We start from the raw sequence: 23145 nt of genomic DNA on the forward strand, positions 1-23145 counted from the left end.
CGGGCGATCGCGCGCTTCCCCGGGCGATCGCGCGGACTTCCCCGCGATTTCGAGGGATTAGCCAAAGTGCCCGCCTCATAGCGACAACCGCCCATTCGGTCCGTCGGCCCATCCGGCGGCGCCCCACGCCCGCCCGTTGTCGCTACGAGGCGGGCACTTTGGACGCCTCCGCTTCCAGGGACGGGTGTGGCGCGTGTGACGACGCGGTCCGCCTCACATCCCGAAGTGGGCGGCACGCACGGCCGCGACGGCATCCGGCGGTCCACTCAACTCCACCTGCGCCGCGGACTGCCGGCCGAAGAGATACAGCAGCAGCTCACCCGGTTGACCGCTGAGCAATGCCGGCACACCCGCTCGGACGGTCACCTGCTCGCCGGAACCGGCCCAGGCAACCTCAAGGCCGAAGCCCCCGAGCCGCCGACTCAGATACCGCCCCCCGCGCCGAACGTTGCGCCACAACGCGGCGTCCATGTCCGCCGTCAACTGACGCGGCGGCAGTCCGTTGGCCCGGCGGACATCCTCGTGATGGACGAAGAACTCGTTGAGGTTCGCTAGCGCGCGAACCCATCCGATGCGGAAGAACCCGGCCGGCGGACCGGACCGGATCCGCGCGACGAGCCAACCGAAATCCCGTCGCACCAACACCTTCCGGCGCCGCTCGGCGAACCGCTGGAACGGGCCGGGCAACACGAGGCACGGCCCCGCGACGACATCGCGCTCCCGCAACACCAAATGGGCGGCGAGATCGTGAGCGGTCCAACCCTGGAGCAGCGTGGGCACGGAAGGGCCCAATTCGCCGAAAAGATCGCACAGCGCCCCACGTTCAAGACCCTCGAGCGAAACACCGCCCATGCAGGCGAATTGTACGGCTGGACCGACAAAACCCATTGCCTGACAACATCGATCAGTGAACCCGCGCACACAACCAACGGTTGTGCCCTCACAACGGCGCGACCTCTACTCCCCTATGCCTGACCCCGGCAGTATGAAGCCATGAGACGTGGGCGCAACGGAGCGCCCGCGCTCACCTCTGACTGACAACATCATCGCGTCGATGCCGCGGACAGCAGCCCTAAGCCGTCCGGCACCGCGAAGGAGACACCAATGACCGCAGCACGTCCCGCCAAGACCCGCAGCGAGGGCCAGTGGGCGCTGGGTGACCGCGAACCGCTCAACGACACCGAGAAGATCAAGAACGACGACGCACCGCTGAACGTGCGCGACCGCATCGTCAACGTCTACGCCAAGCAGGGCTTCGACAGCATCGACCACTCCGACCTGCGCGGGCGCTTCCGCTGGATGGGCCTGTACACCCAACGCGAGCAGGGTTACGACGGCAGCTGGACCGGCGACGACAACACCGACAAGATCGAAGCCAAGTACTTCATGATGCGGGTCCGCACCGACGGCAAGCCGTTGACGGCGCACTCGATGCGCGTCCTCGGCCAGATCTCGACCGAATTCGCCCGCGACACCGCCGACATCAGCGACCGGGAAAACCTGCAGCTGCACTGGATCCGCATCGAGGACGTCCCCGAGATCTGGCGTCGCCTGGACGAAGTGGGGCTGCAGACGACGGAAGCCTGCGGCGACTGCCCGCGCGGCATCCACGGTTCGCCGCTGGCCGGCGATTCGCTCGACGAGGTGCTCGATCCGACGCCCGCGATCGATGAGATCGTCCGGCGTTCTCTGAACAACCCCGAGTACGCGAACCTGCCGCGCAAGTACAAGACCGCGGTGTCCGGCCTGCAAGACGTCTCCCACGAGACCCACGACGTCGCGTTCGTCGGCGTCGACCACCCCGAGCACGGCCCCGGCCTGGATCTGTGGGTGGGCGGCGGATTGTCGACCAACCCGATGCTGGCCCAGCGGGTCGGGGTGTGGATCCCGCTCGACGAGGTGCCCGACGTCTGGGAGGCCGTGACCCGGCTGTTCCGCGACTACGGCTACCGGCGGATGCGCGCGAAGGCGCGGCTGAAGTTCCTGATCAAGGACTGGGGCGTCGAAAAGTTCCGCGAGGTCCTCGAAACCGAATACCTCCACCGGCGGCTCATCGACGGCCCGGCCCCCGCACCGGTCACGCAAACCATCGACCACGTCGGCGTGCAGAAGATCAAGAACGGGCTCAACGCCATTGGCGTCGCCCCGATCGCTGGCCGGGTCTCCGGCGCGACGCTGTCGGCGGTGGCCGACCTGATGCAAAAGGTCGGCTCCGACCGCGCCCGGCTGACCCCGTTCCAGAAGCTGGTCATCCTCGACGTGCCCGACGCCTTGGTCGACGAGACGGTCGCCGCGCTGGACGCGCTAGGCCTGCCGTCGCGGCCCTCCGCGTGGCGCAAGAACACCATGGCCTGCACCGGCATCGAGTTCTGCAAACTGTCCTTCGCCGAAACCCGAGTGCGCACACAGACTTTGGTGCCCGAGCTGGAACAGCGCCTGGCCGACGTCGACCCCAGGCTCGACGTGCCGATCAGCGTCCACCTCAACGGGTGCCCGAACTCGTGCGCGCGCATCCAGGTCGCCGACATCGGCTTCAAGGGCCAGTGGATCGACGACGGCCAGGGCAACTCCGTCGAGGGCTTCCAGGTTCACCTGGGCGGCGGCCTCGGCGAGGCCAGCGGGTTCGGCCGAAAGTTGCGCCAGCACAAGGTGACCAGTGACGAGCTCGGCCACTACATCGACCGGGTGACCCGCAAGTTCCTCGAGCAGCGCGACGGCGGTGAGCGCTTCGCGTCGTGGGCCCTGCGCGCCGACGAGGCCGACCTGCGATAGGAGTTGAGGACCACGCCATGGTCGCGATGAAATTCACCGAAGACCAGCTGCGCAAACTGGCCGAACGCGGCACGGCGGAAATGGCGGACGCCGATGCCACCGACATCCTGCGCTGGACCGACGAACACTTCGGCGGCGTCGACGGCCCCCGCGACGGGGCCAACTGCAAATACGTGGTGGCCGCCAATATGCAAGACGCCGTGGTGGTTTCGCTCGCGTCCGATGTCCGGCCGGGCGTGCCGGTGCTGTTCCTGGACACCGGCTACCACTTCGCCGAAACCATCGGCACCCGCGACGCGGTCGAGTCCGTCTACGACATTCACCTGCTCAACGTCACGCCCGAACACACGGTCGCCGTGCAGGACGAGCTGCTGGGCAAGGACCTGTTCGCCCGCGACCCCAACGAATGCTGCCGCCTGCGTAAGGTTCTCCCGCTGCGGCGCGCGCTGCGCGGCTACGCCGCGTGGGTGAGCGGGTTGCGCCGGGCGGAGGCCGCCACCCGCGCCAACGCCCCGCTGATCAGCTTCGACGAGTCGTTCAAGCTCATCAAGGTCAACCCGATCGCGGCCTGGACCGACGAGGACGTGCAGGACTACGTCGAGCGCCACAACGTTCTGGTCAACCCGCTGGTCGAGGAGGGCTACCCGTCGATCGGCTGCGCACCCTGCACCAGCAAGCCGGCCGAGGGTGACGATCCTCGCAGCGGGCGCTGGCGGGGACGAAACAAGATCGAATGCGGGTTACACGCCTCATGAGCACGCTCGTACTCACCGCCCACGGTAGCCGTGACCCGCGCTCGGGCGCGAACGCGCGGGCGCTGGCCGACCGGCTGGCGGGCATGCGGCCCGACCTGGACGTGCGGCTGGCGTTCCTCGAGCTCAACGAACCCAATTTCGTCGACGTGCTGGCCGCCCTCCCGGACAGCCGCCACGCGGTGGTCACCCCGTTCCTGCTGGCCAGCGCCTACCACGCGCGCCTGGACATCCCCAAGCAGATCGCCGAAGCCGGGGCCCACGGCGTCCGGCAGGCCGGCGTGCTCGGCGAGGACGGGCGGCTGGTTTCCGTGCTGCGCGAACGCCTCACCGAGGTCGGGGTATCCGCGGCTGACGACGACCTCGGCGTCATGGTCGTCGCGATCGGCTCGTCCAACGCCGCGGCGAACGTGCGCACCGCGAAGGTCGCGTCCAGGCTGGCGGTCGGCACTCGGTGGGCCGGGGCGACGACGGCGTTCGCAACCCGGCCCGAGGCGTCGGTGCACCAAGCCGCCGCCCACCTGCGTCGCCGCGGCGCGCGCCGGCTCGTGATCGCGCCCTGGTTCCTGGCGCCGGGGCTGCTCACCGACGGCGTCTCAACCTTCGCGCGGGACAACGGTATTCCGATGGCCGCACCCCTGGGCGCGCACCGCCTGGTCGCCGAGACGGTGCTCGACCGCTACGACGAGGCGCTGGCAGCCGACGCCGCCGCCTGAACGTCGACTTGTTGCGGGGATACGCCGCGAATTCCCACGACGACTCGACGTTGGCGGCAAACCCTATGCCCTAACCCGGCTGACGATGTGGCTCAACATGTCTCGGACCGCCCCCGCCGGCGGCGTGCGCCCGCCCACCCAGATGGCGCGAAACTTCCGTCGCAGGTCCAACTTCGGGATCGTGACCGCGTTCAGCCGCCCGACGGCCAGGTCGTCGGCCACCGCAAGCCGGCTCATCGCCGCGGGTCCCGCCCCGGCGAGCACGGCCGCGCGCATCGCGGCGGCCGACGTCAGCTCCAGCACCGGTGGAGCCTGTTCCATGTCCTCGCCCAGCACCCGGCGCAAGGCCACCGTCAGCGAATCCCGGATGCCCGAATGCGGTTCGCGCGCAACGAGCGGGGTCTCCGCGACTTCGCGGGCGGACACCGCCCGCCGCGTCCACTTGTGGCCCGGTGGCACCACGATCACCAACTCGTCCTGGCCCACCACGCAGGTACCCAGACCCGTTGGCGTGCCGGGATTTTCGACGAATCCGAGATCGACGCTGCCGTCGCGGACCGCGGCGATGGCGTGCTCGCTGTTGGTGGCCGTCAGAATCACCTGGGGCGCGGAGCCGCCGCGCCGCGTCGCCTCGGTCTGCAGCGACAGCAGCCAGTGCGGCATCAGCTGTTCGGAGATCGTCTGACTGGCCGCCACCCGGACCCGCTCGCGGCCCTCCTTGCGCAGCGAGCCCATGCCCGCGTCGATCTCGGTGGCGACCTCGAGCAACCGACTCGCCCAGTCGGCGACGATCAGGCCCGCGGGCGTCAGCTGCGAACCGCGGGTCGTGCGCACCGCCAGCGTGACCCCGATCTGGGCCTCCATCGACGCGAGCCGCCGCGAAATGGCCTGCTGCGTCAGCCCGAGTTCGCGCGCGGCGCGGCCCAGGCTGCCGGTTTCGGCGATCGCCAGAAACACCTCGAACGAGGCGAGCTCGGGCATCCGGGGGCTGAGCGGCATGGCATCACATCACAATCAATTCGTGTGACACAACGATAGCTTGTGACTCCACAACGCCGCGTGCCCTACTCTCGCCCGGTCGGGACGAGAACGATGGAACGGATGACCCTGGCCGGTAGCGCATCGGCCGCGCTAAATTAGCCAGCCAGACAAGGAAGGACAACGCTCGTGGCCTATGTGATCGCCGAACCGTGCGTCGACATCAAGGACAAGGCGTGCATCGAGGAATGTCCCGTCGACTGCATCTACGAGGGCGCGCGGATGCTCTACATCCACCCCGACGAGTGTGTGGACTGCGGCGCGTGCGAGCCGGTGTGCCCGGTTGAGTCGATCTACTACGAGGACGACGTGCCCGCCGAATACGGCGAGTACACCCAGATCAACGCGGACTTCTTCACCGAGCTCGGCTCCCCCGGCGGCGCGGCCAAGGTCGGGCTGACCGAGAACGACCCCGCCGCGGTCAAGAACCTCGAGAGCCGGGCCGAAGCCACCTAGGCCGCCTCACGCGAGCAACGACGCGAGTTCGGTACGCGGCACCGAGAGCCGTTGGGGTCCGTCGACCTGCGCGAGCACCTGCCCCTGGCTGAAGAAGAAGATCACGGCGTCGTCGGTGAGCGCGAAGTTCTGGTACGCGTCCACCCCGGGGTCGCCGAACGGAAGCGGGCCGAGCTCGCGCCGGACGATCGGGTTTAGCACGGCCAACGGGTTGGCGCCCGGCTTGAACAGCGTGTCGAAGGTGATGGGCGCGCGCTTGCCGAGGTCGTAGGTGAAGGCCTTGTACGACGTCACCGGGTGGGCGCCGAGGTCCTGGTTCATGTCCAGCACCACGGTCTGGGTGCCGGAAGTAAGCGCACCGGACCGGAAGGCGGTCCCGGTGATGGTCAGCAGGTAGGGCGGCCGGTCGCCGGGCGGATGCGCCTTGGCGTCGTCGGCCCATTCGTCTCGGGTGTGGGTCACGTAGTCGGCGAGGGGCGCCTGGTCGGGATAGCCGACGGGAAAGCTCAAGTCGAGCGTGTAGGTGGTCGTCACGATGTGGCCCCGGCAGATCTGCGCCGCGTCGACGGTTCCGCCGACGTCGGCGCAGGCGGATTGGGCGCCGGCCGTCCCGGCGGACGAGAGGGCGGTCACGGCGCAGGCGGCCGCCGCCAGCGACGCCTTCAGGGTCATGGTCATCGCCGGGTCCGTTCCGTCCGTCGCCGCTCGACGCAGCGGTCTTGTGCGGTAAGTAGGCACCGTACGCGTGCCTACCGATCCCAAAACCCCACCTCGTAAGGTGAGCCCATGCGGACAGCTCGAATCATGCATGTCATCCGGCAGATCGGCTCGTTGATCGTCACGGCGGTGACCGCGGTGTCCACGCTCAACGCCTACCGGCCGTTGGCGCGCAGCGGATACGCCTCGCTCTTCTCGTTCATGTTCGGCGTGGTCGTCACCGAGTTGCCGCTGCAAACGCTCGTCAGTCAGCTCGGGGGCTTGGCGTTGACGGCCCGACGCCTCACCCGGCCGGTGCGATTCGCGGCGTGGACGGTGGCGGCCGTGTCCGCGCTCGGCCTGCTGAACTTCAGCCGCGCCGGGCACAAGGCCAACATTCCGCTGACCGAGGCGCTGGACGAGGGCCTTGGCGCGTCTCGTCTCACCGAATCGGGTGATCTGTGGCGCCGGCCGGCTGGCGGTGGCACCGCCAAGACGCCGGGCCTGCTGCGGATGATGCGCATCTATCGCGACTACGCCCACGACTCCAACATCAGCTACGGCGAATACGGCAGCGCCAACTACCTGGACATCTGGCGCCGTCCCGATCTGGACCCCACCGGCAAGGCCCCGGTGCTCTTCCAGATCCCGGGCGGCGCCTGGACGACGGGAAACAAACGCGGACAAGCTCATCCGTTGATGAGCCACCTCGCGGAGTTGGGCTGGATCTGTGTGTCGATCAACTACCGGCACAGCCCGCGCAACACCTGGCCCGCCCACATCGTCGACGTCAAACGCGCCCTGGCGTGGGTCAAGGCGCACATCGCCGAGTACGGCGGCGATCCCGAATTCATCGCCATCACCGGCGGTTCGGCCGGCGGCCACCTCTCGTCGCTGGCCGCCCTCACGCCCAACTTCGCCGAATTTCAGCCCGGCTTCGAGGACGCCGACACCCGGGTCCAGGCGGCCGTGCCGTTCTACGGCGTCTACGATTTCACCCGGTTCAACGACGCGATGCATCCGATGATGCCGGCGCTGTTGGTCAAATCCGTTGTCAAGCAACGGCCGTCGACCAACATGCAGCCGTTCGTCACCGCTTCACCGGTCAACCACGTTTCCGCCGACGCTCCCCCGTTCTTCGTCCTGCACGGCCGCAACGACTCGCTGGTGCCGGTCGAGCAGGCGCGTGCGTTCGTCGAGCGACTGCGCAAGGTGAGCACCCAGCCGGTGGTGTACGCCGAATTGCCGTTCACCCAGCACGCTTTCGACATCTTCGGTTCGGCACGCGCGGTGCACACCGCGGTCGCCGTCGAGCAATTTCTCGCCGAGGTGTACGCGACGCGCCGCCAGGCCAATGTGGCCTAGCCGCCGAGCATTTGGGCCACGACGCCGGCGATGACGTCCTCCGGCTGCTGCGCGATGCCGACGCTGACCAGCTCGCCACCGATCGCCAGCGACGCGACGCCGTGCACCAGCGACCACAGCGGCGCGGCGAGTTCGCGCGGGTCCTGACCGCCGACGACACCCGCATGCTGGCACGCCGCGATCGCGTCGAGTAGGTCCGCGAACGCCTGCTCGCCGGCGATGGCGAGGTCGGGGTGGTCGGCCTTCGACAGCTCGGCGCCGAACATCACCCGGTAGTGGTCCGGGTGCGCGACGGCCCAGCGCACGTAGGCACGGCCGAGCTCGATCACCCGATCCTTGGGCTCGTCGGTGGACGCGGCCGCGGCCAGTGCGGCGTGCAGGTCGCGAAAGCCCTGCTCGGCCACCGTGGCCAGCAGCGCGGCCTTGTCCGCGAAGTGCCGGTACGGCGCGGCGGCGCTGACGCCGGCGCGCCGCGCCGCTTCGGTCAGCGTGAAACCCTTCGGCCCCTTCTCCGCCACCAGCGACAGCGCGGCGCTGGTCAGCGCCCGTTTCAGGTCGCCGTGGTGGTAGCTGTCCCGGCGCTTCGAACCGGTCGGCGATTTTCGCTCACGTGCCATGTTGACGAGATTAACATTAGGGACTATGTTAAGGCTATTCACATCCGAAGGAAGGGGACGAAATGGACCAGCAACTCATGGCCCCCCGCGCCGGCGACCACGACCGGGAGAGGGCGGCCGCGCGCCTGGGCCAGGCGCTCGCGCAGGGCTACCTCGATCTGGGCGAGTACGAGCAGCGGGTGCAGGCCGTGTTCGGTACGCACACCACCGGCGAGCTCCGGGAGCTCCTCGCCGACCTGCCGCTCGAGCGGATCCGGCGCGCCGACCCACGCCGCCGCGCCGCCCGCGTCGAGGCGGCGCGCCGCAGCGTGCGCATTCACCTCGCCGGCTACCTCCTGATGACCGTCGTCGTGCTCACCGTGTGGGCGGCCGTCGCCGCGACCACGGACGCCACGTACTTCTGGCCGATCTGGCCCATCCTGGGCGCCGGCATCGGACTCGTCAGCCACGCCTTGGGCATCCGCCCCGCCGTGAAAACCGTTGCGAAGTAAGGGGTTGCCATGTCACTGGCAGTCATCACCGGCGCCAGCTCCGGGTTGGGCGCAATTTTCGCCGACCAGCTGGCGCAGCGCGGCATGTCTTTGGTGCTCGCCGGGCGCGACGAAGCCCGGCTGAACGCGGTGGCGCAGCGCGTCGGGCAGCAGGTCGAGCTGGTCGTCGGCGACCTCAGCACCCCGGCCGGCGTCGACGCCCTGGTGGCCCGGCTAGCGGGGCGAGAGATCGACGTGTTGGTCAACAACGCGGGCTTCGGCACGTACGGCCCGTTCGCGGAGGTCGACGCCGGGCGCGAGCATGAGCTGGTGGCGGTCAACGTCGACGCGTTGGTGCGGCTGACCCACGCGGTGCTGCCCGGCATGCTGGCCCGCCGCCGGGGCGGCATCCTGAATGTGGCGTCCACCATCGCCTTTCAGCCCGGGCCGTATCAGGCCACCTACGGCGCGTCGAAGGCGTTCGTCTTGTCGCTGAGCCAGGCGCTGTGGGCGGAGACCCGTGGATCGGGCGTCACGGTCACCGCGCTGTGCCCCGGACCGACCCGCACCGGCTTCGTCGACGCGCTGGGCTCGGACGTCTCGCACACCGCGATCTATCGCCGGCTCGCGGCGCCCGAACCGGTCGTGGCCGCCGGGCTGCGCGCGCTGGACCGGGGCCGCGCCGTCGTCGTGCCCGGTTGGCGCTATCGGGCGATGACCACCGGATCGCGGTTGATGCCCGGCTGGGTGTCGGCGCTCGTCAGCGGGCGCATGCTGCGGCCCGCCGCGGCGTAGCGAAAACCGTTGAGCCGCTATACCTTGGGGCGCACGCCGACCGCCCGGTACACGAACACCGGCTGCACCGGGAAGCGCAGCGTCGTGGTCGGCAGCTTTTCCAGCACCTCGTCCGGGATCGACTTGCGGTAGTTGAGCTTCATCGACCCGCTGAAGGCGGGATCGACGCCGTGCAAGTCGATTTCGAGCTTCATGCCCTTGCCGGTGATCGTCGCCCTGGCCGGCCCCTTGCTGGTGTCCCACGGGCAATCGATCGACCGCAGGTTGGCGTCCCCGCGGGTGGGAAGCGTGGCAAGGATCCGCGCGGTGGTGAACGCGAACGCGCCCGTGTAGCGGGACACTCCCGAGGCCGAATAGACGCCCGGCACGTGGCCACCGAAGTGCCGGTTCACCCCGACTTTGCCCGCGCTGAAGATCATCCCCTCGGCTTCGAGTTCATCGCGCAGCGGTGCGGGCAGTTTGCCGATCTCGGACAAGTTGCGAAGAAAGCCGAACACGTCCAAGACCGTAGCCCGAGCGCGGCGCGCTCGCATTGGTTTGCCAGAGCGTTTACTGCACCGTGACGTTGGCCGTGTAGGTGCACGACGGTTGCGTGTCCTTGCCGACGAAGCTGGTGTAGGCGGTGCCGATCGTGGTGGTCCCCGGCTTCAACGCCGTGAATTTCCACACCTCGGTGCCGGGGGCTCCGAGCGCGTCGGAGCTCGGCGGCACGAACTGGTGGCTCTCCTGCTTGAGGACGCCCGGGTCGCCGATCTTCATCTCCGGCGCCCACCGGTACGGGGTGGTGTAGTTCGAGCCCAGCTTCACGACCAGCGTGTTGCCGACGGTCAGGGTGATGCTCTGCGTGACGACGCTCTGCGTGAGCACCTCGTTCATGGGCACCTCAAGCGTCTTGGTCGACGGCGGGTTCCTGGACGCGAAGTGGCAGCCCACCAGCATCGGCGAAACGAGCATCGCGACGGTCACCAAGAGCTTGATCTTCCCGACAGTCATCGAGCCCATTATGTCCTGGAGCCCCGTCGCCGCGCCGCCGCCCACCAGACCATCCCACGCTCGGCGTTTCGATCGCGCGTTTGCTGTGGGTCCGGTAGCTTCTGGGCATGTTTGGCATCATCCGGCCCTGCCGTCACCGGCTCGGCGGCGAGCTGGCGGCCGCCTGGACAGCCCAATTGTGCGGATTGTGTCTGGCGCTGCGCGACGATTACGGCCAGGCCGCCCGCATCGCCACCAACTACGACGGGCTGGTGGTCTCATTGCTGGTCGAGGCGCAGTCCCCGGGGCAGCCGGGCCGCCGCACCGCCGGGCCGTGCCCGCTGCGCGGCATGCGGCGCGCGGACGTGGCCACCGGCGACTGCGTGCGACTGGCCGCCGTGGTGTCGCTGGCGCTGGCGGCGGCCCGGGTCCGTGACCACGTCGACGACCGCGACGGCATGGTCGGCGTGGCCGGGTTGCGGCCTGCGGCGCGCCGCATCGCCGAGCGCTGGGTGCGCCAGGGCACCGACACCGGTCACACCCTGGGCTTCGACACCGGCGTGCTGGTCGCCGCGATGGACCGCCAGGCGGCGCTCGAAGCCCAGGCCCGTCCGGGCAGCTCGCTGCTGCTGGTGACCGAGCCCACCGAGACCGCCGTCGCCGAGGCGTTCGCGCATACCGCCGTGCTGGCCGGCCGCCCGCACAACGCGGCGCCGTTGCGCGAGGTTGGGCGGCTGTTCGGCCGGGTGGCGCACCTGTTGGACGCGGTCGAGGATTACCGCGACGACGTGGCTCGCGGGAAGTGGAACCCGTTGGCGGCGACCGCAACTCCCGTGGCGGCGGCGCGCGCCCTGTGCGACGACGCGGTGCTGGGCATCGAGCTGGCGCTGGCCGACGTGTCGTTCACCGACGGGCGGCTGGTCGATCGGCTGTTGACCAACGAGGTCCGCCGCGCGATCAAGCGCACCTTCGCCCAGGCCGGTTTCACGGCCAAGAGCGGAACGCCGCGCGGCCAGCAGGAGCCCATCAACTTCGGCGACCAGCCGATCGAGCCCGGCGCCGAGGAGGGAACGCCGAACCCCGGGCGCAAGTCGCGGCGCGGCGACGGAACCGGCTGCTGGTGCTGCTGCGAGGGCTGCGATTGCTGCTGCGACTGCGACGACTGCTGCTGCGACTGCACCTGAGCCTGCAACCAGTGAGCGCTTCTCGAATTTGATATCGCCGGCGCTATCACTTTCGAGAGTCACCAGATGCCCGCGACGGGGTGTGCGTGTGACCGGTGAGACCGCCCACCCAGCGGGCTGACCGCGGCGCCGGCCAAACCCCAAGCCGCGCAATCCGATCATGTCCGGCAGGATGGGTTGGTGTTTGGCCTCGTCCTGATCGTTGCTCTCGTCTCCACCGTCATCGTCGGGACGGTCCTGGGCCGGCGCTACCGCGTTGGCCCCCCGGTGCTGCTCATCGTGCTCGGCACGTTGCTGGGTCTGATCCCCAGCTTCGCGCACGTGCACGTCAACGGCGAGATCGTGCTGTTGCTGTTCCTGCCGGCGATCCTGTACTGGGAGGGCCTGAACACCAGCTTCCGCGAGATCCGCGCCAACGCGCGCATCATCGTGTTCCTCAGTGTCGGCCTGGTGATCGCGACGGCCGTCGCGGTGTCGTGGACGGCGCGGGCGCTCGGCATGGATTCCCACGCGGCCGCCGTCCTGGGCGCCGTGCTCTCCCCCACCGACGCCGCCGCGGTGGCCGGCCTCGCGAAGAAGTTGCCCCGCCGCTCGGTGACCGTGCTCAAGGCCGAGAGCCTCATCAACGACGGCACCGCCCTGGTCCTGTTCGCCGTCACGGTCCACGTCGCGATCGGGGGTGCGGCGATCACCCCGATCGACCTGGTGGGCCGATTCGTCGGCTCCTATCTGGGCGGTATCGCCGCCGGGCTGTTGGTCGGCGGGGCGGTGACGTTGCTGCGCAAGCGGATCGACGCGCCGCAGGAGGAGGGGGCGCTGAGCCTGCTGACGCCGTTCGCGGCGTTCCTGCTGGCGCAGAGCATGGAGTGCAGCGGCGTGGTCGCCGTCATGGTCTCCGCCCTGGTGCTCGCCTACGCCGGACCGGTGGTGATCCGGGCGCGGTCGCGCTTGCAGGCGTATGCCTTCTGGGACAGCGCGACGTTCCTGCTCAACGGCTCGTTGTGGGTGTTCGTGGGCGTCCAGATACCGAACGCGCTGCGCGGCATCGTCGGCGTGGACGGCGGGGTGCGCCACGCCCTGTTCATCGCGCTCGCGGTCACCGCCGTGGTGATCCTGTCGCGAATCTTCTGGGGCGAGATCACCGTCGCGCTGATCCGACTGATCGACCGTCGCGAGGCGCAGCGCGAGCGCCGGGTCAGCTGGCGGCAGCGCTTCGTCACGGCCTGGGCCGGGTTCCGCGGCGCCGTGTCGCTGGCGGCGGCGCTGGCCGTGCCGACGACCACCCTCAGCGGCGCGCCCTTCCCCGACCGCAGCCTGCTCATCTTCATCGTGGTCGTCGTGATCCTGACCACCGTCCTGGTTCAAGGGACCACGCTGCCCGCCGTGGTCCGCTGGGCGAAGATGCCCGACGACGTCGCGTACGTCGAAGAATTGGAGCTGGCGCGAACCCGGGGGGTCCAGGCGGCGCTCACCGCGTTGCCCACCGTCGCCGACGAGGTCGGCATCAGCGACGACCTGCGTCGTCGGCTGCAGAAGGAATACGAGGAAAGGGCCGCGCTCGCCCTGGCCACCGAAGGCGGCTCGACTAACAACCGCCTGGTCAAGAAGAAGGAGCTGGTCCGGCGGGTGCGGCTCGGCGTGCTCGAACGGAAGCGACGCGAGATCACCGCGCTGCGCAACCAGAACCTCATCGACGACATCGTGCTGCGCGAACTGCAGAACGAGATGGACCTCGAGGAAGTGCAACTGCTCGACGAGGCGGACGAGGCTTAAGCCCGTCGGTCGTCGACCGTACAGTCGGCCCCATGTTGCACACGGTGGCGATCCGCGGCTACCGCTCGCTGCGCGAGGTGATCCTGCCGTTGGGGCGGCTGTCGGTGGTCACCGGCGCCAACGGCGCAGGCAAGTCGTCGTTGTACCGCGCGCTGCGGCTGCTGGCCGACTGCGGCCGCGGGGAGGTGATCGCCTCGCTCGCCCGCGAGGGCGGGCTGCAGTCCGCGCTGTGGGCCGGACCCGAGGAGCTCAAGGGCGCCCGCCGGACGGGCAAGGCCCAGGGCACCGTCCGCACCCGGCCCGTATCCCTCGAATTAGGCTTCGCCTCAGACGATTTCGGCTATCTGGTGGACCTCGGCATCCCGCAGATGGCGGGAATCAAGTCGGCGTTCGGCCGCGATCCCGAGATCAAGCGGGAAGCGTTGTTCGCCGGACCGGTGCTGCGCGCCAGTGCGACGCTGGTACGCCGCACCCGCGACTTCGCCGAGATGAGCGCGGAGTCCGGCCGCGGATTCGACGAGCTGTCCCGCTCGTTGCCGTCGTACCGCAGCGTGCTGGCCGAATATGCCCACCCGCACGCGCTTCCCGAACTCGCGGCCGTGCGCGAACGGCTGCGCGGCTGGCGGTTCTACGACGGCTTCCGCGTCGACGCCGGGGCGCCGGCGCGACACCCGCAGGTCGGCACGCGCACCCCGGTGCTCTCCGATGACGGCAGCGATCTGGCCGCCGCGATCCAGACGATCATCGAGACGGGCTTCGACGACCTGAGCCGCGCCGTCGCCGACGCGTTCGACGGCGCCACGGTGTCGGTCGCCGTTCACGACGGGCTGTTCGACCTGCAGCTGCGGCAGCGCGGCATGCTGCGCCCGCTGCGTTCGGCCGAATTATCCGACGGCACAATCCGATTCCTGCTCTGGGCCGCCGCGCTGTCCAGCCCGCAGGCGCCGTCGCTGATGGTGCTCAACGAACCGGAGACCTCGCTGCATCCCGACCTGGTGCGTCCGCTCGCGGGGCTGATCCGCACCGCCGCCACGCGCACGCAGGTCCTGGTGGTCACCCATTCCCGCGCGCTGCTCGAATTCCTGGACACCGTGCCGGTGGCCGACGCCGACGGGGACGACCGAGCCGTCGAGATCGAGCTGTACAAGGAGTGGGGCGAGACGCGGGTCGCCGGCCAGGGCCTGCTGACCACGCCGCCGTGGGACTGGGGCAAGCGCTAACGGCCGAAACGCCCCCGCCCCCGATCGAGTGTGCTCCTATGGCGGCGTCGCACGGCGTGTCGCCGCCCTGGGAGCACCCTCAATGTGCTGAGCGCACACTCGAATCCGCGGCGGGCTGAAAATGGGTGATCGCGGGTGCGACCCACTGGCGCAGGTAGTTGCGCAACTCGTCACCGGACCGCGGCGGTCGTCCGGGATCGACGATGAACGATTGCAGAACCCGAAGCATGAATTCGACCAGGCCGTCGCGCCTGTCCTCGGTGATGCCGACGCTGTTCCAGTCCACGTTGAAGCGGTCGATGATCGAGCGCCCCAACGAGAGCGCGACATCGGAGGTCACGCTCGCCGAGTAAGACGCCGCCTTCTCGGAGGTCAACAGCAGCCCCAGGTATTGGTCCTGGGGAAGCAATTCCAACGTGTGAGCGATACCCTCGACCACCGACTCGGCGGGGTCGTGAATGGCTTCCAGGTGGGCCGCCAACCGGTCGAGGGACGGACCCGCTTCCGACAACGCCGTCGCCACCAGCAACGCATCGGTGCTCGGGAAATAGCGGTACACGGTTTGGCGGGTGACCCCGAGATCGCGCGCGACATCGCTGATTTTGATGTCCGCGCCCGACTGCTGTATCGCGCGGCTCGCCGCGGCGATGATTCGCGCAATGGCTTCCTCGTCGCTCGACGGCAATGCGCCGCCCCAGCCGTGTCTGCGCATCTACGGTGCCCTCACGCTCAATATGGTCGCACGAGAACTCAGCCCAGCGCGACGCCAATCTCCTGCGCGAACACCTTGATCATGTGTTGCACGCCGATCTCGTTGCGGCCGATGATCATATGGTCGTGTTGGCCCTGGCGCACGCCCTCGCCGCACTGCGGCAGCATCGCGAAGTCCTCGTCGCGCACCGCCGCGTGCACCGCGTCGTAGATCATGTCGTAGCCGCTGCGCTGGTCGTCGCTCGTGGCCGGGATGCGCGCCAGCCAGCTGTGTCGAACGGTGCAGCGGGTCGGGGCCCCGGCCGGCAGAATGTCGATGACCTCCACACCGACGTTGCTGTTGGCCAGGATCAGGTTCGGGTAGATCCAATAGATCAGTCCCATGTTGTCCCGCACGTCCCACGAACCGTTCGGATCGGCATCGAGGTTGACGATCCAGTTGAACGGAAACCCGAGCCGGTGGTGCTTGCCGTACTCGTCGTAGATCGCGACGTTGGGCAGCGCGTTTTGCCCAATCAGGCTCTCGCGGTGGACAAAGGGAAAGTGGTAGCCCTCCGCGAACGCCTCCAACGCCCCCTTCCAGGACACCTCGGAGGTGAATTCGCGATGCGCGTGATACCCAAATGATCCGTAGTCGAGTTCGGCCAGCTGTGAAGCCACCGGTCCCAGATGCGCGTCGACGTCGATGGACGCGTCGGCGCTGAGCACCGCCCAGATGAAGCCGTAGGCCTCCTGGCTCGGCAACTCCACCAGGCCATAATCGTCGGTGTCCATGCCGGTGAAGCCGGATTTGCCTGGGATGCTGAACAATTCGCCCGTGTTCTGGTAGGTCCACGCGTGATAGGGGCAGGTGAAACGAGAGGCGTTGCCCGCGCCGCAGGCCGGCATCGCGCCGCGGTGGCGGCAATAGTTGAGGAACACGCGGCTGACCCCGGCGCGGTCGCGGGTCACCAATAACGAAGTGCCCAGCACCGAGCGGACTTCGAAGTCGTTGGGGCCGGGGATCTGCACGCTGGGCAAGATCGCCAGCGGGGTCCGCCGCAGGATCTGCGACTCCTCGAAGTCGGTGACTTTGGCGTCGCGGTAGTAATGCAGCGGCACCCGCAGCACTTCCGCGGCCAGGTCGGTCGTCTTGGTCAGCACCAGCCGCAAGGCGCGCCGTGTCAGGTCTTCGCTGAGCTCCGCCGGGCGCACTCTCTCGATCGTCACAACTGGGGACCATACACCAAAGCGATCATGGATGGTCAACCCACGCGTAGAGGTCGCAACGCACCGCGACCCGTGCTTGGCTGGATGGATGGCCCCCACGAATCGCGGTGATGCCGTGCGCAGCGCGCAGCGGGTCGTCGACGTCCTGTCGGCCCAGGGCGTGCAGTTCGTCTTCGGTGTGCCGGGCGCGAAGATCGACGCCGTCTACGACGCGCTGCTCGACTCCGGCCCTCGGCTGGTGGTGTGCCGCCACGAACAGAACGCCGCCTTCATGGCCGGGGCCATCGGTCGCCTCACCGGCATCCCGGGCGTGGTGCTGGTGACGTCCGGCCCCGGCACCACCAACCTGGCCACGGGGCTGTTGACCGCCAACACCGAACAGGACCCGGTGGTGGCGCTGTGCGGCGCGGTGCGCCGCGTGGATCGCCTCAAGCGCACGCATCAGTCCATGGACGCGGCCGCCATGCTCAGGACGGTCACCAAGTTCACCGGCGAGGTCAACGACCCCGACAACGCCGCCGAGGCCACCATCGGCGCGTTTCGCGCCGCGCTCGGCGAACCGCGCGGCGCGGCCGCGGTCGTTCTCCCGGCCGATGTGTTGGCCGCTCCGACGACGGCGAGCATCCCGGGCCGGCAGCCGATTCCCCAATTGGCCGCCGCCCCCGCCGCGTCCATCGCCGAGGCGAGCGAGCTGATCCGCGCCGCGCGCCGACCCGCTTTGCTGGTCGGCATGCGCGGCGCCGACCCCGACACCTGCCTGGCGCTGCGCGCCCTGATCGCCACGACCGGGCTGCCGGTTGTCGAGACCTTCCAGGCCGCGGGCGTGATCTCCCGCGCGTTGGAGGACAACTTCTTGGGCCGGGTGGGCCTGTTCCGCAACCAGCCCGGCGACGTCGTCCTGGCCCACGCCGACGTCCTGGTCACGGTCGGATACGACTCGGTCGAATACGACCCGGTGCTGTGGAACGACGACGCCGCGCGCACCGTCGTGCACATCGACTCGGTCCCCGCCGACATCGACAACCACTACCAGCCGGCCACGGAGTTGCTCGGCAATATCGCGGCGACGCTCACCTCGCTGACCGACAAGCTGGCCGGCCTGACCCTGACGGACACCTATCAGCGCGAGATCGCCACGCAGCGAAAGGCGTTGAGCGACATCGACACCGCGGCGGGCGGCACCGAGCCCGAGGGCCCCGGCCTCAACCCCGTCGCCGTCATGCTGCGGCTGCGGGAGGAACTCGACGACACCGCCACCGTCACCTGCGACGTCGGCTCCGTCTACATCTACCTGGCCCGTCATTTTCGCGGGTACGAGCCGCGGCGTCTGCTCTTCTCCAACGGTCAACAGACCCTCGGCGTCGCGCTGCCATGGGCCATGGCCGCCTGCCTGGTGCGGCCCGGAACTCCGGTCGTGTCCGTCTCCGGCGACGGCGGATTCCTGTTCTCGGCGCAGGAACTCGCGACCGCGGCCCATCTCGGGCTCACCTTCACCCACATCGTGTTCCGGGACAACGCCTATGACATGGTCGGCTTCCAGGAAGTCTTGAAGTACGGCCGCAAATCCGGTGTGCAACTGGGTGATTACGACCTCGTCTCCTACGCGGCGGCCTTCGGCGCCCGCGGCCACCGGGTTACCACGCTGGACGAATTCACCGCGACCCTGCGCCAGGCGCTCGCCGAGGACGGCCCCTCTCTGATCGACGTTCCCGTCGACTACAGCCACAACACCGATCTCGCCGCCCAGCTGCACGACGACCCCTTCGAATAAGGATCATGGACACACATTCGGGTGCCTACGAGCGTTTCCGCCACTGGGCGACAACGCTTCTCACACACCAACGCGCCGACGACGCCGAGGTCTATCAGTTCTCGACGATCGGTGCCCTGCTGGAGGGTGTCTACGACGGCGACGTCACCGTCGCCGAGATCCTGCGCCACGGCGACTTCGGGCTGGGCACCTTCAATCACCTCGACGGCGAAATGGTCATCCTCGACGGCGTCTGCTACCGATTGCGCGCCGACGGAACCGCCGGCCGGGCCGCGCCGACCGATCGCAGCCCGTTCGCGGCGATCACCCGGTTTCACACCGATTTCGAGATCCCGATCCGGACCCGCACCGGGCGCACGGAGGTGATCGCCGCCATCGACCGCCGGATCGCCAGCGCCAACCTGATCTACGCCGTCCGGATCACCGGGCAGTTCGCCGAGCTGCACACCCGCACGGTGATGGCGCAGCAGCCGCCCTACCCGCCGCTGACCCAAGCCACCGAGGAGCAGGCCGAGAAGGTGTTCACGGACGTGCCGGGCACGGTGGTCGGGTTCCGCACCCCCGACTTCGAGCAGGGGATCTCGGTCGCCGGCTATCACCTGCACTTCCTCAACGGTGACCGCACCGGCGGCGGGCACATCCTCGATTTCACGCTCGAGCATGGGGACGTCGCGGTCAGCGGGGCGTCGCAACTGCATCTGAGCCTGCCCACCTCCGGTGACTTCCTCGGCGCCCGGCTGTCCGGCACCGACATCGCCGAGCGGATCAACAAAGCCGAAGGCCCCAAAGGGGGCTCACAGTAGCCGCTACGCCGGAATTCATGGACTGTTCAGGCCAGCGTCAAGTCCACATTGTTGAGTGCACACGCGCACCGCGTGTCCTCACGTTATGCGTGTTGTACAGGTCGCCAACTTCTACGGCCCTCGCTCCGGCGGCCTTCGCACGGCGGTCGATCGGTTGGGCGCCGAATATTGCGCCGGCGGCCACGAGGTCTTCCTGATCGTTCCCGGCCAGCGCGCCGGACGCAGCCAGCTGCGCACCGGTGTGGTCCGAATCACTTTGCCCGCTCGGCTGATTCCGCTCACCGGCGGCTACCGCGCCGTGATGCCCGGGCCGGTCAAGGCTCTCCTGGAGGCCCTGCGGCCCGACGCGTTAGAGGTGTCCGACCGGCTCACGCTGCGGTCACTGGGCCGATGGGGCCGCGACCACGGTGCCACGACGGTGATGATCTCCCACGAGCGGCTGGATCGCCTTGTGGGACAGATACTTCCGCATCGCGCGGCGGTGAAGTTCGCCGATCTGGCCAACGCGCGCACCGCCGCCGATTACGACGCCGTGGTGTGCACCACCGGTTTCGCGCGTGAGGAATTCGACCGCATCGGCGCGACGAACACCGTGACCGTCCCGTTGGGCGTGGACCTGCAGACCTTCCACCCGCGCCGGCACTCGTACCTGCTGCGGCGCCGCTGGGCCGCGCCGACCCAGCTGCTGCTCGTCCACTGCGGTCGGCTGTCGGTGGAAAAGCGCGTCGACCGCAGCATCGACACCGTCGGCGAGTTGCGCCACGCCGGGGTCGATGCCCGACTCGTCGTCGTGGGTGAGGGTCCGTTGCGGGCCAGGCTGGAACGCCAGGCCGCGCGGCTGCCGGTGGACTTCACCGGTTTCGTCTCCGATCGGCACACGGTGGCCGGGCTGCTGGCGTCCGCCGACGTGACGCTGGCTCCCGGGCCGCACGAGACGTTCGGGCTGGCCGCGCTGGAGTCGCTGGCCTGCGGGACGCCGGCCGTCGTCTCGCGCACCTCGGCGCTCACCGAGATCATCACCGCGGACAGCGGCGCCTCGGCGGACAACCACCCGGCCGCCATCGCGCGGGCGGTCAGGGCGGTCACCAGCCGCCCGGAGCACCACCGCCGCGTCTCGGCTCGACGCCGCGCCGAGGACTTCACCTGGCATCGGGCGGCGACGGGCATGCTGGCGTCGTTGGGGGCGCCGACGCTCGACGACCCCGGCGACGCCGAACACACCGCGTAGCTAATAGGTTCTCGGCAGCGCGGCAACCAGCGCTTCGACCTGTGTTCGCGCGAGCGTGGTGACGCTTCCGTCGGGCAGCCCGAGGATGCGGTCGATGGCCAGGCCGTGCAGTCTGAATCGTTTTGTCATGCTGTCGATCGCACGCTCCCGGGCGGATTCGTCGGGCGCCTGCAACACCGCGACGATGGTGGAATTCGTGCGCGCGGCAAGGCCGTAGATCATGTCGGCGACGCCCTCGGGATCGAAGGTGTCGAAGACACCGTCGGCGACCCCCTCCTCGATCAGGCGCGTCAGAAGGGGCAGGACCAGCGCTTCGTCGACCGCTGTTATCCGTGCGTAGAGGTGGGCGTTGTCCGGTCGCAGCAATGACGCCATCGCGGCCAGCTGCTCCGACACATTCATCTGCATCTTGACGTCAAACCCGGCCCGCAGCAAAGCGTTCAGCCGATCCAGCGCGTCGCCGCCACACCCGGCGACCGCATCCTCGACCCCGGCGAACGCGGCCCGCGCGCTGCGCTCGGCCAAGGCCGCGATCAACGCGTCCTTCGATGGAAACCAATGGTAGAAGGCACCTTTGGAGACGCCCGCGTCGGCGATCAGATCGTTTAGGCTGACGTTGTCATATCCGTCACGCAGAAACAGCACCGCCGCCCGATCGAGCAGATCCGCGCGACGGACGTCGGGATGCTTAACTACCCGAGGCACTCTCGGGCTTCCAGCCGACGTACGTCAGGTATAGCCCGACGGAGGCGAGGAAGATGAACAACACCCATAGCGCCGCAGTCGCGCCCGAACTGTAGATGGCGTTGCCGGCCGCGTCGTAGGCCCGCGGCAGCGTCAGCAACAGCAGACCACGGATGAAGAAGAACCAGCCCACGGCCGACACGACGATCGCCGCCAGACCGCGCCAATATTGGTGAAAGGCAATGATGAAAATGCCGCCCATCAACAGGATGGCTCCATACAGCCACGGCCACATGGGATTTGCCTTGAACTCGGTGAATAGTTCCTGCATGTATGAACCGCGGATTGCGATCGTGGTCGGCACGATCGACATGTAGGGGCCCAACACGCGGGCGAACATGCGGGTCCGGGTCTGCGATTGCTCGGATGCGCTCATTGCGCCACCTCCCTGGCTTGCACCGAGAATAACCGACCGGTGGTCGGTATGCCAGACCAACGGTCGGTCGGATTCTTCAGAAGTCGGAGGCCGCCCACGATCCGGGCGGGTAAGGCGGAACCGCGCCGGTGAAGGCACCGTCGGTGAGCCTGCACAGAGTGTCGGAAATCGTTCCGGCGTCGGCCAATACCTGCGGATCGCCGCCCGGCACCACGCGCGCGACCACCGCCTGCCAGGAGTATCCGACGCCGCCGTGCTCGTACCAGACGAACCAGTCCGCACCGTGACTGCCGGCGCGGATCAGCCGGCGGAACGGCAAGGTCGGATCGCTGACCGAGTCCGTCGCGTTGAAGGGCGCGCCGACGTCGGCGATGGGCGGTAGGAGCTTGAGCAGTTCCGGGGGCAGCTGGGACACATGCTGCACCTCCTGCACGGGTGTCGTCAGGGCGCAGTGAGTGTTCGGGATCGCCTGCGCGGGCGTGGCCGTCAGCAGCGCCGACGCGAGCGCAAGGCACCCGGTGACTTGGTAACTGATGCGCGCCATGACATTGCTCCATCTGCGGTCCTACTGAGCAGGACGCTACGCCACCGCTTTGCTGAGCGAGGCCGCTAGGCTGAATCGGTGGAACCGCGGGACCAGGTTTTGATCACGGCCACCGAGTTGGCCGGCCTCATCGAGTCGGGCGCCCCGGTGGCCATCGTCGACGTGCGCTGGCGGCTCGACGAGCCCGACGGACGGCCCGCCTATCTGGAGGGACACCTACCAGGCGCGGTGTATGCGTCCCTCGAGGACGAGCTCAGCGACCACTCGGTCGCCGGTCGCGGCCGCCACCCGCTGCCGTCGGGCAGCAATTTGCAGGCAGCGGCGCGCCGCTGGGGTGTCCGGCAGGACTCGCCGGTGGTGGTCTACGACGACTGGAATCGCGCCGGTTCGGCGCGCGCGTGGTGGGTGTTGACGGCGGCCGGCCTGCCGGACGTCCGCATCCTGGACGGCGGCCTGGCCGCCTGGCGAGCGTCGGGTCGGAGCCTCGAAACCGGGCCCGTCACACCGCAACCCGGGAATGTGACTGTGCCGCATGACGATCTGCGCGCCGGGAACCGACCGTCCCTGACCGCCGAGCAAGCGGGCGCCGGTGTCGTGACGTTGCTCGACGCGCGGGCGCCCGAACGCTTCCGCGGTGAGGTCGAACCGCTGGACCCCGCGGCCGGGCACATCCCCGGCGCCTTGAACCTGCCGAGCACCGCCCTCCTCGCCGCCGACGGCACGTTCATCGCCGGTGATGCACTCACCCAGCTGCTCGCCGAGCGCGGAATCCGTGACGGTGCGTTGGGCGCCTACTGCGGTTCGGGCGTGACGGCCAGCGTCACGGTCGCGGCGCTGGCGGCGGTGGGCTTGAACGCGGCGCTGTTTCCCGGGTCGTGGTCCGAGTGGTGTTCGGATCCGGGGCGCGCGGTGGCGGTCGGCCCCGCCTGAGGG

25 protein-coding genes are annotated in these 23145 nt (G+C 68.9%); 14 read left to right on the forward strand and 11 right to left on the reverse strand.

All coding sequences use genetic code 11. From position 1 onward, the window contains the following. Positions 1-213 precede the first annotated feature (213 nt). The gene (locus tag A5701_RS08825; protein ID WP_067751323.1) at positions 214-852 is read right to left on the reverse strand and encodes a TIGR03085 family metal-binding protein; all 639 of its coding nucleotides are present in this window, start codon (positions 850-852) and stop codon (positions 214-216) included. A 252-nt stretch (positions 853-1104) separates the two neighbouring features. On the opposite strand from A5701_RS08825, the gene A5701_RS08830 reads away from it, so the two are divergent. Genes A5701_RS08830 through A5701_RS08840 form a run of 3 tightly spaced genes read left to right on the forward strand, consistent with a single transcriptional unit; the run spans position 1105 to position 4240 of the window. Then, positions 1105-2772 carry a nitrite/sulfite reductase gene (locus tag A5701_RS08830; RefSeq protein ID WP_067751326.1) on the forward strand — a complete coding sequence of 556 codons (1668 nt, stop codon included), beginning with the start codon at positions 1105-1107 and terminating at the stop codon, positions 2770-2772. Positions 2773-2789: 17 nt separating this feature from the next. Next, a complete protein-coding gene (locus tag A5701_RS08835; RefSeq protein ID WP_067751329.1) occupies positions 2790-3527 on the forward strand; it encodes a phosphoadenylyl-sulfate reductase in 738 nt (245 codons plus the stop codon). Next, positions 3524-4240: a sirohydrochlorin chelatase gene (locus A5701_RS08840; protein ID WP_067751331.1), complete on the forward strand. Its 717-nt coding sequence runs from the start codon at positions 3524-3526 to the stop codon at positions 4238-4240. Before A5701_RS08835 ends, A5701_RS08840 begins: the two co-directional genes overlap by 4 nt. A gap of 63 nt (positions 4241-4303) precedes the next feature. Here A5701_RS08840 and A5701_RS08845 read toward each other — a convergent pair whose 3' ends face one another. Then, complete coding sequence (locus A5701_RS08845; protein WP_067751334.1) at positions 4304-5239, reverse strand: LysR family transcriptional regulator; 936 nt, start codon at positions 5237-5239, stop codon at positions 4304-4306. Between the two features lie 168 nt (positions 5240-5407). Here A5701_RS08845 and fdxA point away from each other — a divergent pair, with 168 nt between their 5' ends. Beyond that, positions 5408-5734 (forward strand): ferredoxin, encoded by a 327-nt coding sequence (fdxA, locus tag A5701_RS08850; RefSeq protein WP_067751337.1) that lies wholly within the window; start codon positions 5408-5410, stop codon positions 5732-5734. Between the two features lie 6 nt (positions 5735-5740). Here the strand turns inward: fdxA and A5701_RS08855 are convergent, their stop codons facing one another. Further along, positions 5741-6412, reverse strand: a complete 672-nt coding sequence (locus tag A5701_RS08855) for an esterase (protein WP_067751339.1) — start codon at positions 6410-6412, stop codon at positions 5741-5743. Positions 6413-6520: 108 nt separating this feature from the next. Here A5701_RS08855 and A5701_RS08860 point away from each other — a divergent pair, with 108 nt between their 5' ends. Beyond that, complete coding sequence (locus tag A5701_RS08860; RefSeq protein ID WP_067751341.1) at positions 6521-7795, forward strand: alpha/beta hydrolase; 1275 nt, start codon at positions 6521-6523, stop codon at positions 7793-7795. Here A5701_RS08860 and A5701_RS08865 read toward each other — a convergent pair. Then, entirely contained in the window at positions 7792-8412 is a 621-nt protein-coding gene (locus A5701_RS08865; RefSeq protein WP_067751344.1) for a TetR/AcrR family transcriptional regulator, read from the reverse strand. The genes A5701_RS08860 and A5701_RS08865 overlap by 4 nt on opposite strands. Positions 8413-8474: 62 nt before the next feature. Here A5701_RS08865 and A5701_RS08870 point away from each other — a divergent pair, with 62 nt between their 5' ends. Together A5701_RS08870 and A5701_RS08875 are read left to right on the forward strand one after the other, a co-directional pair. After that, on the forward strand, positions 8475-8903 hold the full coding sequence (locus A5701_RS08870; RefSeq protein WP_067751346.1) for a DUF1707 domain-containing protein: 429 nt from the start codon (positions 8475-8477) through the stop codon (positions 8901-8903). A gap of 9 nt (positions 8904-8912) precedes the next feature. Next, a complete protein-coding gene (locus A5701_RS08875; protein WP_067751350.1) occupies positions 8913-9677 on the forward strand; it encodes an SDR family oxidoreductase in 765 nt (254 codons plus the stop codon). 17 nt (positions 9678-9694) lie between these two features. On the opposite strand, the gene A5701_RS08880 is transcribed toward A5701_RS08875, so the two are convergent. Then, a complete protein-coding gene (locus A5701_RS08880; RefSeq protein ID WP_156670007.1) occupies positions 9695-10174 on the reverse strand; it encodes a hypothetical protein in 480 nt (159 codons plus the stop codon). Positions 10175-10226: 52 nt separating this feature from the next. Further along, a complete protein-coding gene (locus A5701_RS08885) occupies positions 10227-10679 on the reverse strand; it encodes a protease inhibitor I42 family protein (protein ID WP_082950378.1) in 453 nt (150 codons plus the stop codon). Positions 10680-10777: 98 nt separating this feature from the next. Here A5701_RS08885 and A5701_RS08890 point away from each other — a divergent pair, with 98 nt between their 5' ends. From A5701_RS08890 to A5701_RS08900, 3 genes are all read left to right on the forward strand, one after another. Then, a complete protein-coding gene (locus tag A5701_RS08890; RefSeq protein WP_067751352.1) occupies positions 10778-11833 on the forward strand; it encodes a DUF5685 family protein in 1056 nt (351 codons plus the stop codon). Between the two features lie 180 nt (positions 11834-12013). Then, a complete protein-coding gene (locus tag A5701_RS08895) occupies positions 12014-13606 on the forward strand; it encodes a Na+/H+ antiporter (RefSeq protein ID WP_067751427.1) in 1593 nt (530 codons plus the stop codon). Between the two features lie 32 nt (positions 13607-13638). Beyond that, positions 13639-14826, forward strand: a complete 1188-nt coding sequence (locus tag A5701_RS08900) for an AAA family ATPase (RefSeq protein WP_067751353.1) — start codon at positions 13639-13641, stop codon at positions 14824-14826. A 79-nt stretch (positions 14827-14905) separates the two neighbouring features. On the opposite strand, the gene A5701_RS08905 is transcribed toward A5701_RS08900, so the two are convergent. Next, positions 14906-15538, reverse strand: a complete 633-nt coding sequence (locus tag A5701_RS08905; RefSeq protein WP_067751356.1) for a TetR/AcrR family transcriptional regulator — start codon at positions 15536-15538, stop codon at positions 14906-14908. 38 nt (positions 15539-15576) lie between these two features. After that, complete coding sequence (locus A5701_RS08910; RefSeq protein ID WP_067751358.1) at positions 15577-16746, reverse strand: aromatic ring-hydroxylating dioxygenase subunit alpha; 1170 nt, start codon at positions 16744-16746, stop codon at positions 15577-15579. Between the two features lie 88 nt (positions 16747-16834). Between A5701_RS08910 and alsS the strand changes: the two genes are divergently transcribed. From alsS to A5701_RS08925, 3 genes are all read left to right on the forward strand, one after another. Beyond that, complete coding sequence (gene alsS / locus A5701_RS08915; RefSeq protein ID WP_067751361.1) at positions 16835-18517, forward strand: acetolactate synthase AlsS; 1683 nt, start codon at positions 16835-16837, stop codon at positions 18515-18517. Between the two features lie 5 nt (positions 18518-18522). After that, positions 18523-19320 (forward strand): acetolactate decarboxylase, encoded by a 798-nt coding sequence (budA, locus tag A5701_RS08920; protein ID WP_067751364.1) that lies wholly within the window; start codon positions 18523-18525, stop codon positions 19318-19320. An 85-nt stretch (positions 19321-19405) separates the two neighbouring features. Continuing rightward, positions 19406-20548, forward strand: coding sequence for a glycosyltransferase (locus tag A5701_RS08925; protein WP_067751370.1), 1143 nt, complete (start codon positions 19406-19408; stop codon positions 20546-20548). Here the strand turns inward: A5701_RS08925 and A5701_RS08930 are convergent, their stop codons facing one another. From A5701_RS08930 to A5701_RS08940, 3 genes are all read right to left on the reverse strand, one after another. Then, positions 20549-21253: a TetR/AcrR family transcriptional regulator gene (locus tag A5701_RS08930; protein ID WP_067751377.1), complete on the reverse strand. Its 705-nt coding sequence runs from the start codon at positions 21251-21253 to the stop codon at positions 20549-20551. Next, a complete protein-coding gene (locus A5701_RS08935) occupies positions 21237-21668 on the reverse strand; it encodes a hypothetical protein (RefSeq protein ID WP_067751378.1) in 432 nt (143 codons plus the stop codon). The genes A5701_RS08930 and A5701_RS08935 overlap by 17 nt, the downstream gene beginning before the upstream one ends. A gap of 76 nt (positions 21669-21744) precedes the next feature. Next, on the reverse strand, positions 21745-22212 hold the full coding sequence (locus A5701_RS08940) for a hypothetical protein (protein ID WP_231968972.1): 468 nt from the start codon (positions 22210-22212) through the stop codon (positions 21745-21747). 78 nt (positions 22213-22290) lie between these two features. Here A5701_RS08940 and A5701_RS08945 point away from each other — a divergent pair, with 78 nt between their 5' ends. Then, positions 22291-23142, forward strand: coding sequence for a sulfurtransferase (locus A5701_RS08945; RefSeq protein ID WP_067751379.1), 852 nt, complete (start codon positions 22291-22293; stop codon positions 23140-23142). Positions 23143-23145: the final 3 nt, after the last annotated feature.

The sequence above is a fragment of the Mycobacterium sp. E3305 genome, assembly GCF_001666785.1.
Taxonomy (GTDB): Bacteria; Actinomycetota; Actinomycetes; order Mycobacteriales; family Mycobacteriaceae; genus Mycobacterium.

Bases quoted from the DNA above. Each gene is read 5' to 3' on its own strand.
- A5701_RS08825 (WP_067751323.1), bottom strand. From the start codon at position 852: ATGGGCGGTGTTTCGCTCGAGGGTCTTGAACGTGGGGCGCTGTGCGAT.
- A5701_RS08830 (WP_067751326.1), top strand. From the start codon at position 1,105: ATGACCGCAGCACGTCCCGCCAAGACCCGCAGCGAGGGCCAGTGGGCG.
- A5701_RS08835 (WP_067751329.1), top strand. From the start codon at position 2,790: ATGGTCGCGATGAAATTCACCGAAGACCAGCTGCGCAAACTGGCCGAA.
- A5701_RS08840 (WP_067751331.1), top strand. From the start codon at position 3,524: ATGAGCACGCTCGTACTCACCGCCCACGGTAGCCGTGACCCGCGCTCG.
- A5701_RS08845 (WP_067751334.1), bottom strand. From the start codon at position 5,239: ATGCCGCTCAGCCCCCGGATGCCCGAGCTCGCCTCGTTCGAGGTGTTT.
- A5701_RS08855 (WP_067751339.1), bottom strand. From the start codon at position 6,412: ATGACCATGACCCTGAAGGCGTCGCTGGCGGCGGCCGCCTGCGCCGTG.
- A5701_RS08860 (WP_067751341.1), top strand. From the start codon at position 6,521: ATGCGGACAGCTCGAATCATGCATGTCATCCGGCAGATCGGCTCGTTG.
- A5701_RS08865 (WP_067751344.1), bottom strand. From the start codon at position 8,412: ATGGCACGTGAGCGAAAATCGCCGACCGGTTCGAAGCGCCGGGACAGC.
- A5701_RS08870 (WP_067751346.1), top strand. From the start codon at position 8,475: ATGGACCAGCAACTCATGGCCCCCCGCGCCGGCGACCACGACCGGGAG.
- A5701_RS08875 (WP_067751350.1), top strand. From the start codon at position 8,913: ATGTCACTGGCAGTCATCACCGGCGCCAGCTCCGGGTTGGGCGCAATT.
- A5701_RS08885 (WP_082950378.1), bottom strand. From the start codon at position 10,679: ATGGGCTCGATGACTGTCGGGAAGATCAAGCTCTTGGTGACCGTCGCG.
- A5701_RS08890 (WP_067751352.1), top strand. From the start codon at position 10,778: ATGTTTGGCATCATCCGGCCCTGCCGTCACCGGCTCGGCGGCGAGCTG.
- A5701_RS08900 (WP_067751353.1), top strand. From the start codon at position 13,639: ATGTTGCACACGGTGGCGATCCGCGGCTACCGCTCGCTGCGCGAGGTG.
- A5701_RS08905 (WP_067751356.1), bottom strand. From the start codon at position 15,538: ATGCGCAGACACGGCTGGGGCGGCGCATTGCCGTCGAGCGACGAGGAA.
- alsS (WP_067751361.1), top strand. From the start codon at position 16,835: ATGGCCCCCACGAATCGCGGTGATGCCGTGCGCAGCGCGCAGCGGGTC.
- budA (WP_067751364.1), top strand. From the start codon at position 18,523: ATGGACACACATTCGGGTGCCTACGAGCGTTTCCGCCACTGGGCGACA.
- A5701_RS08925 (WP_067751370.1), top strand. From the start codon at position 19,406: ATGCGTGTTGTACAGGTCGCCAACTTCTACGGCCCTCGCTCCGGCGGC.
- A5701_RS08935 (WP_067751378.1), bottom strand. From the start codon at position 21,668: ATGAGCGCATCCGAGCAATCGCAGACCCGGACCCGCATGTTCGCCCGC.
- A5701_RS08940 (WP_231968972.1), bottom strand. From the start codon at position 22,212: ATGGCGCGCATCAGTTACCAAGTCACCGGGTGCCTTGCGCTCGCGTCG.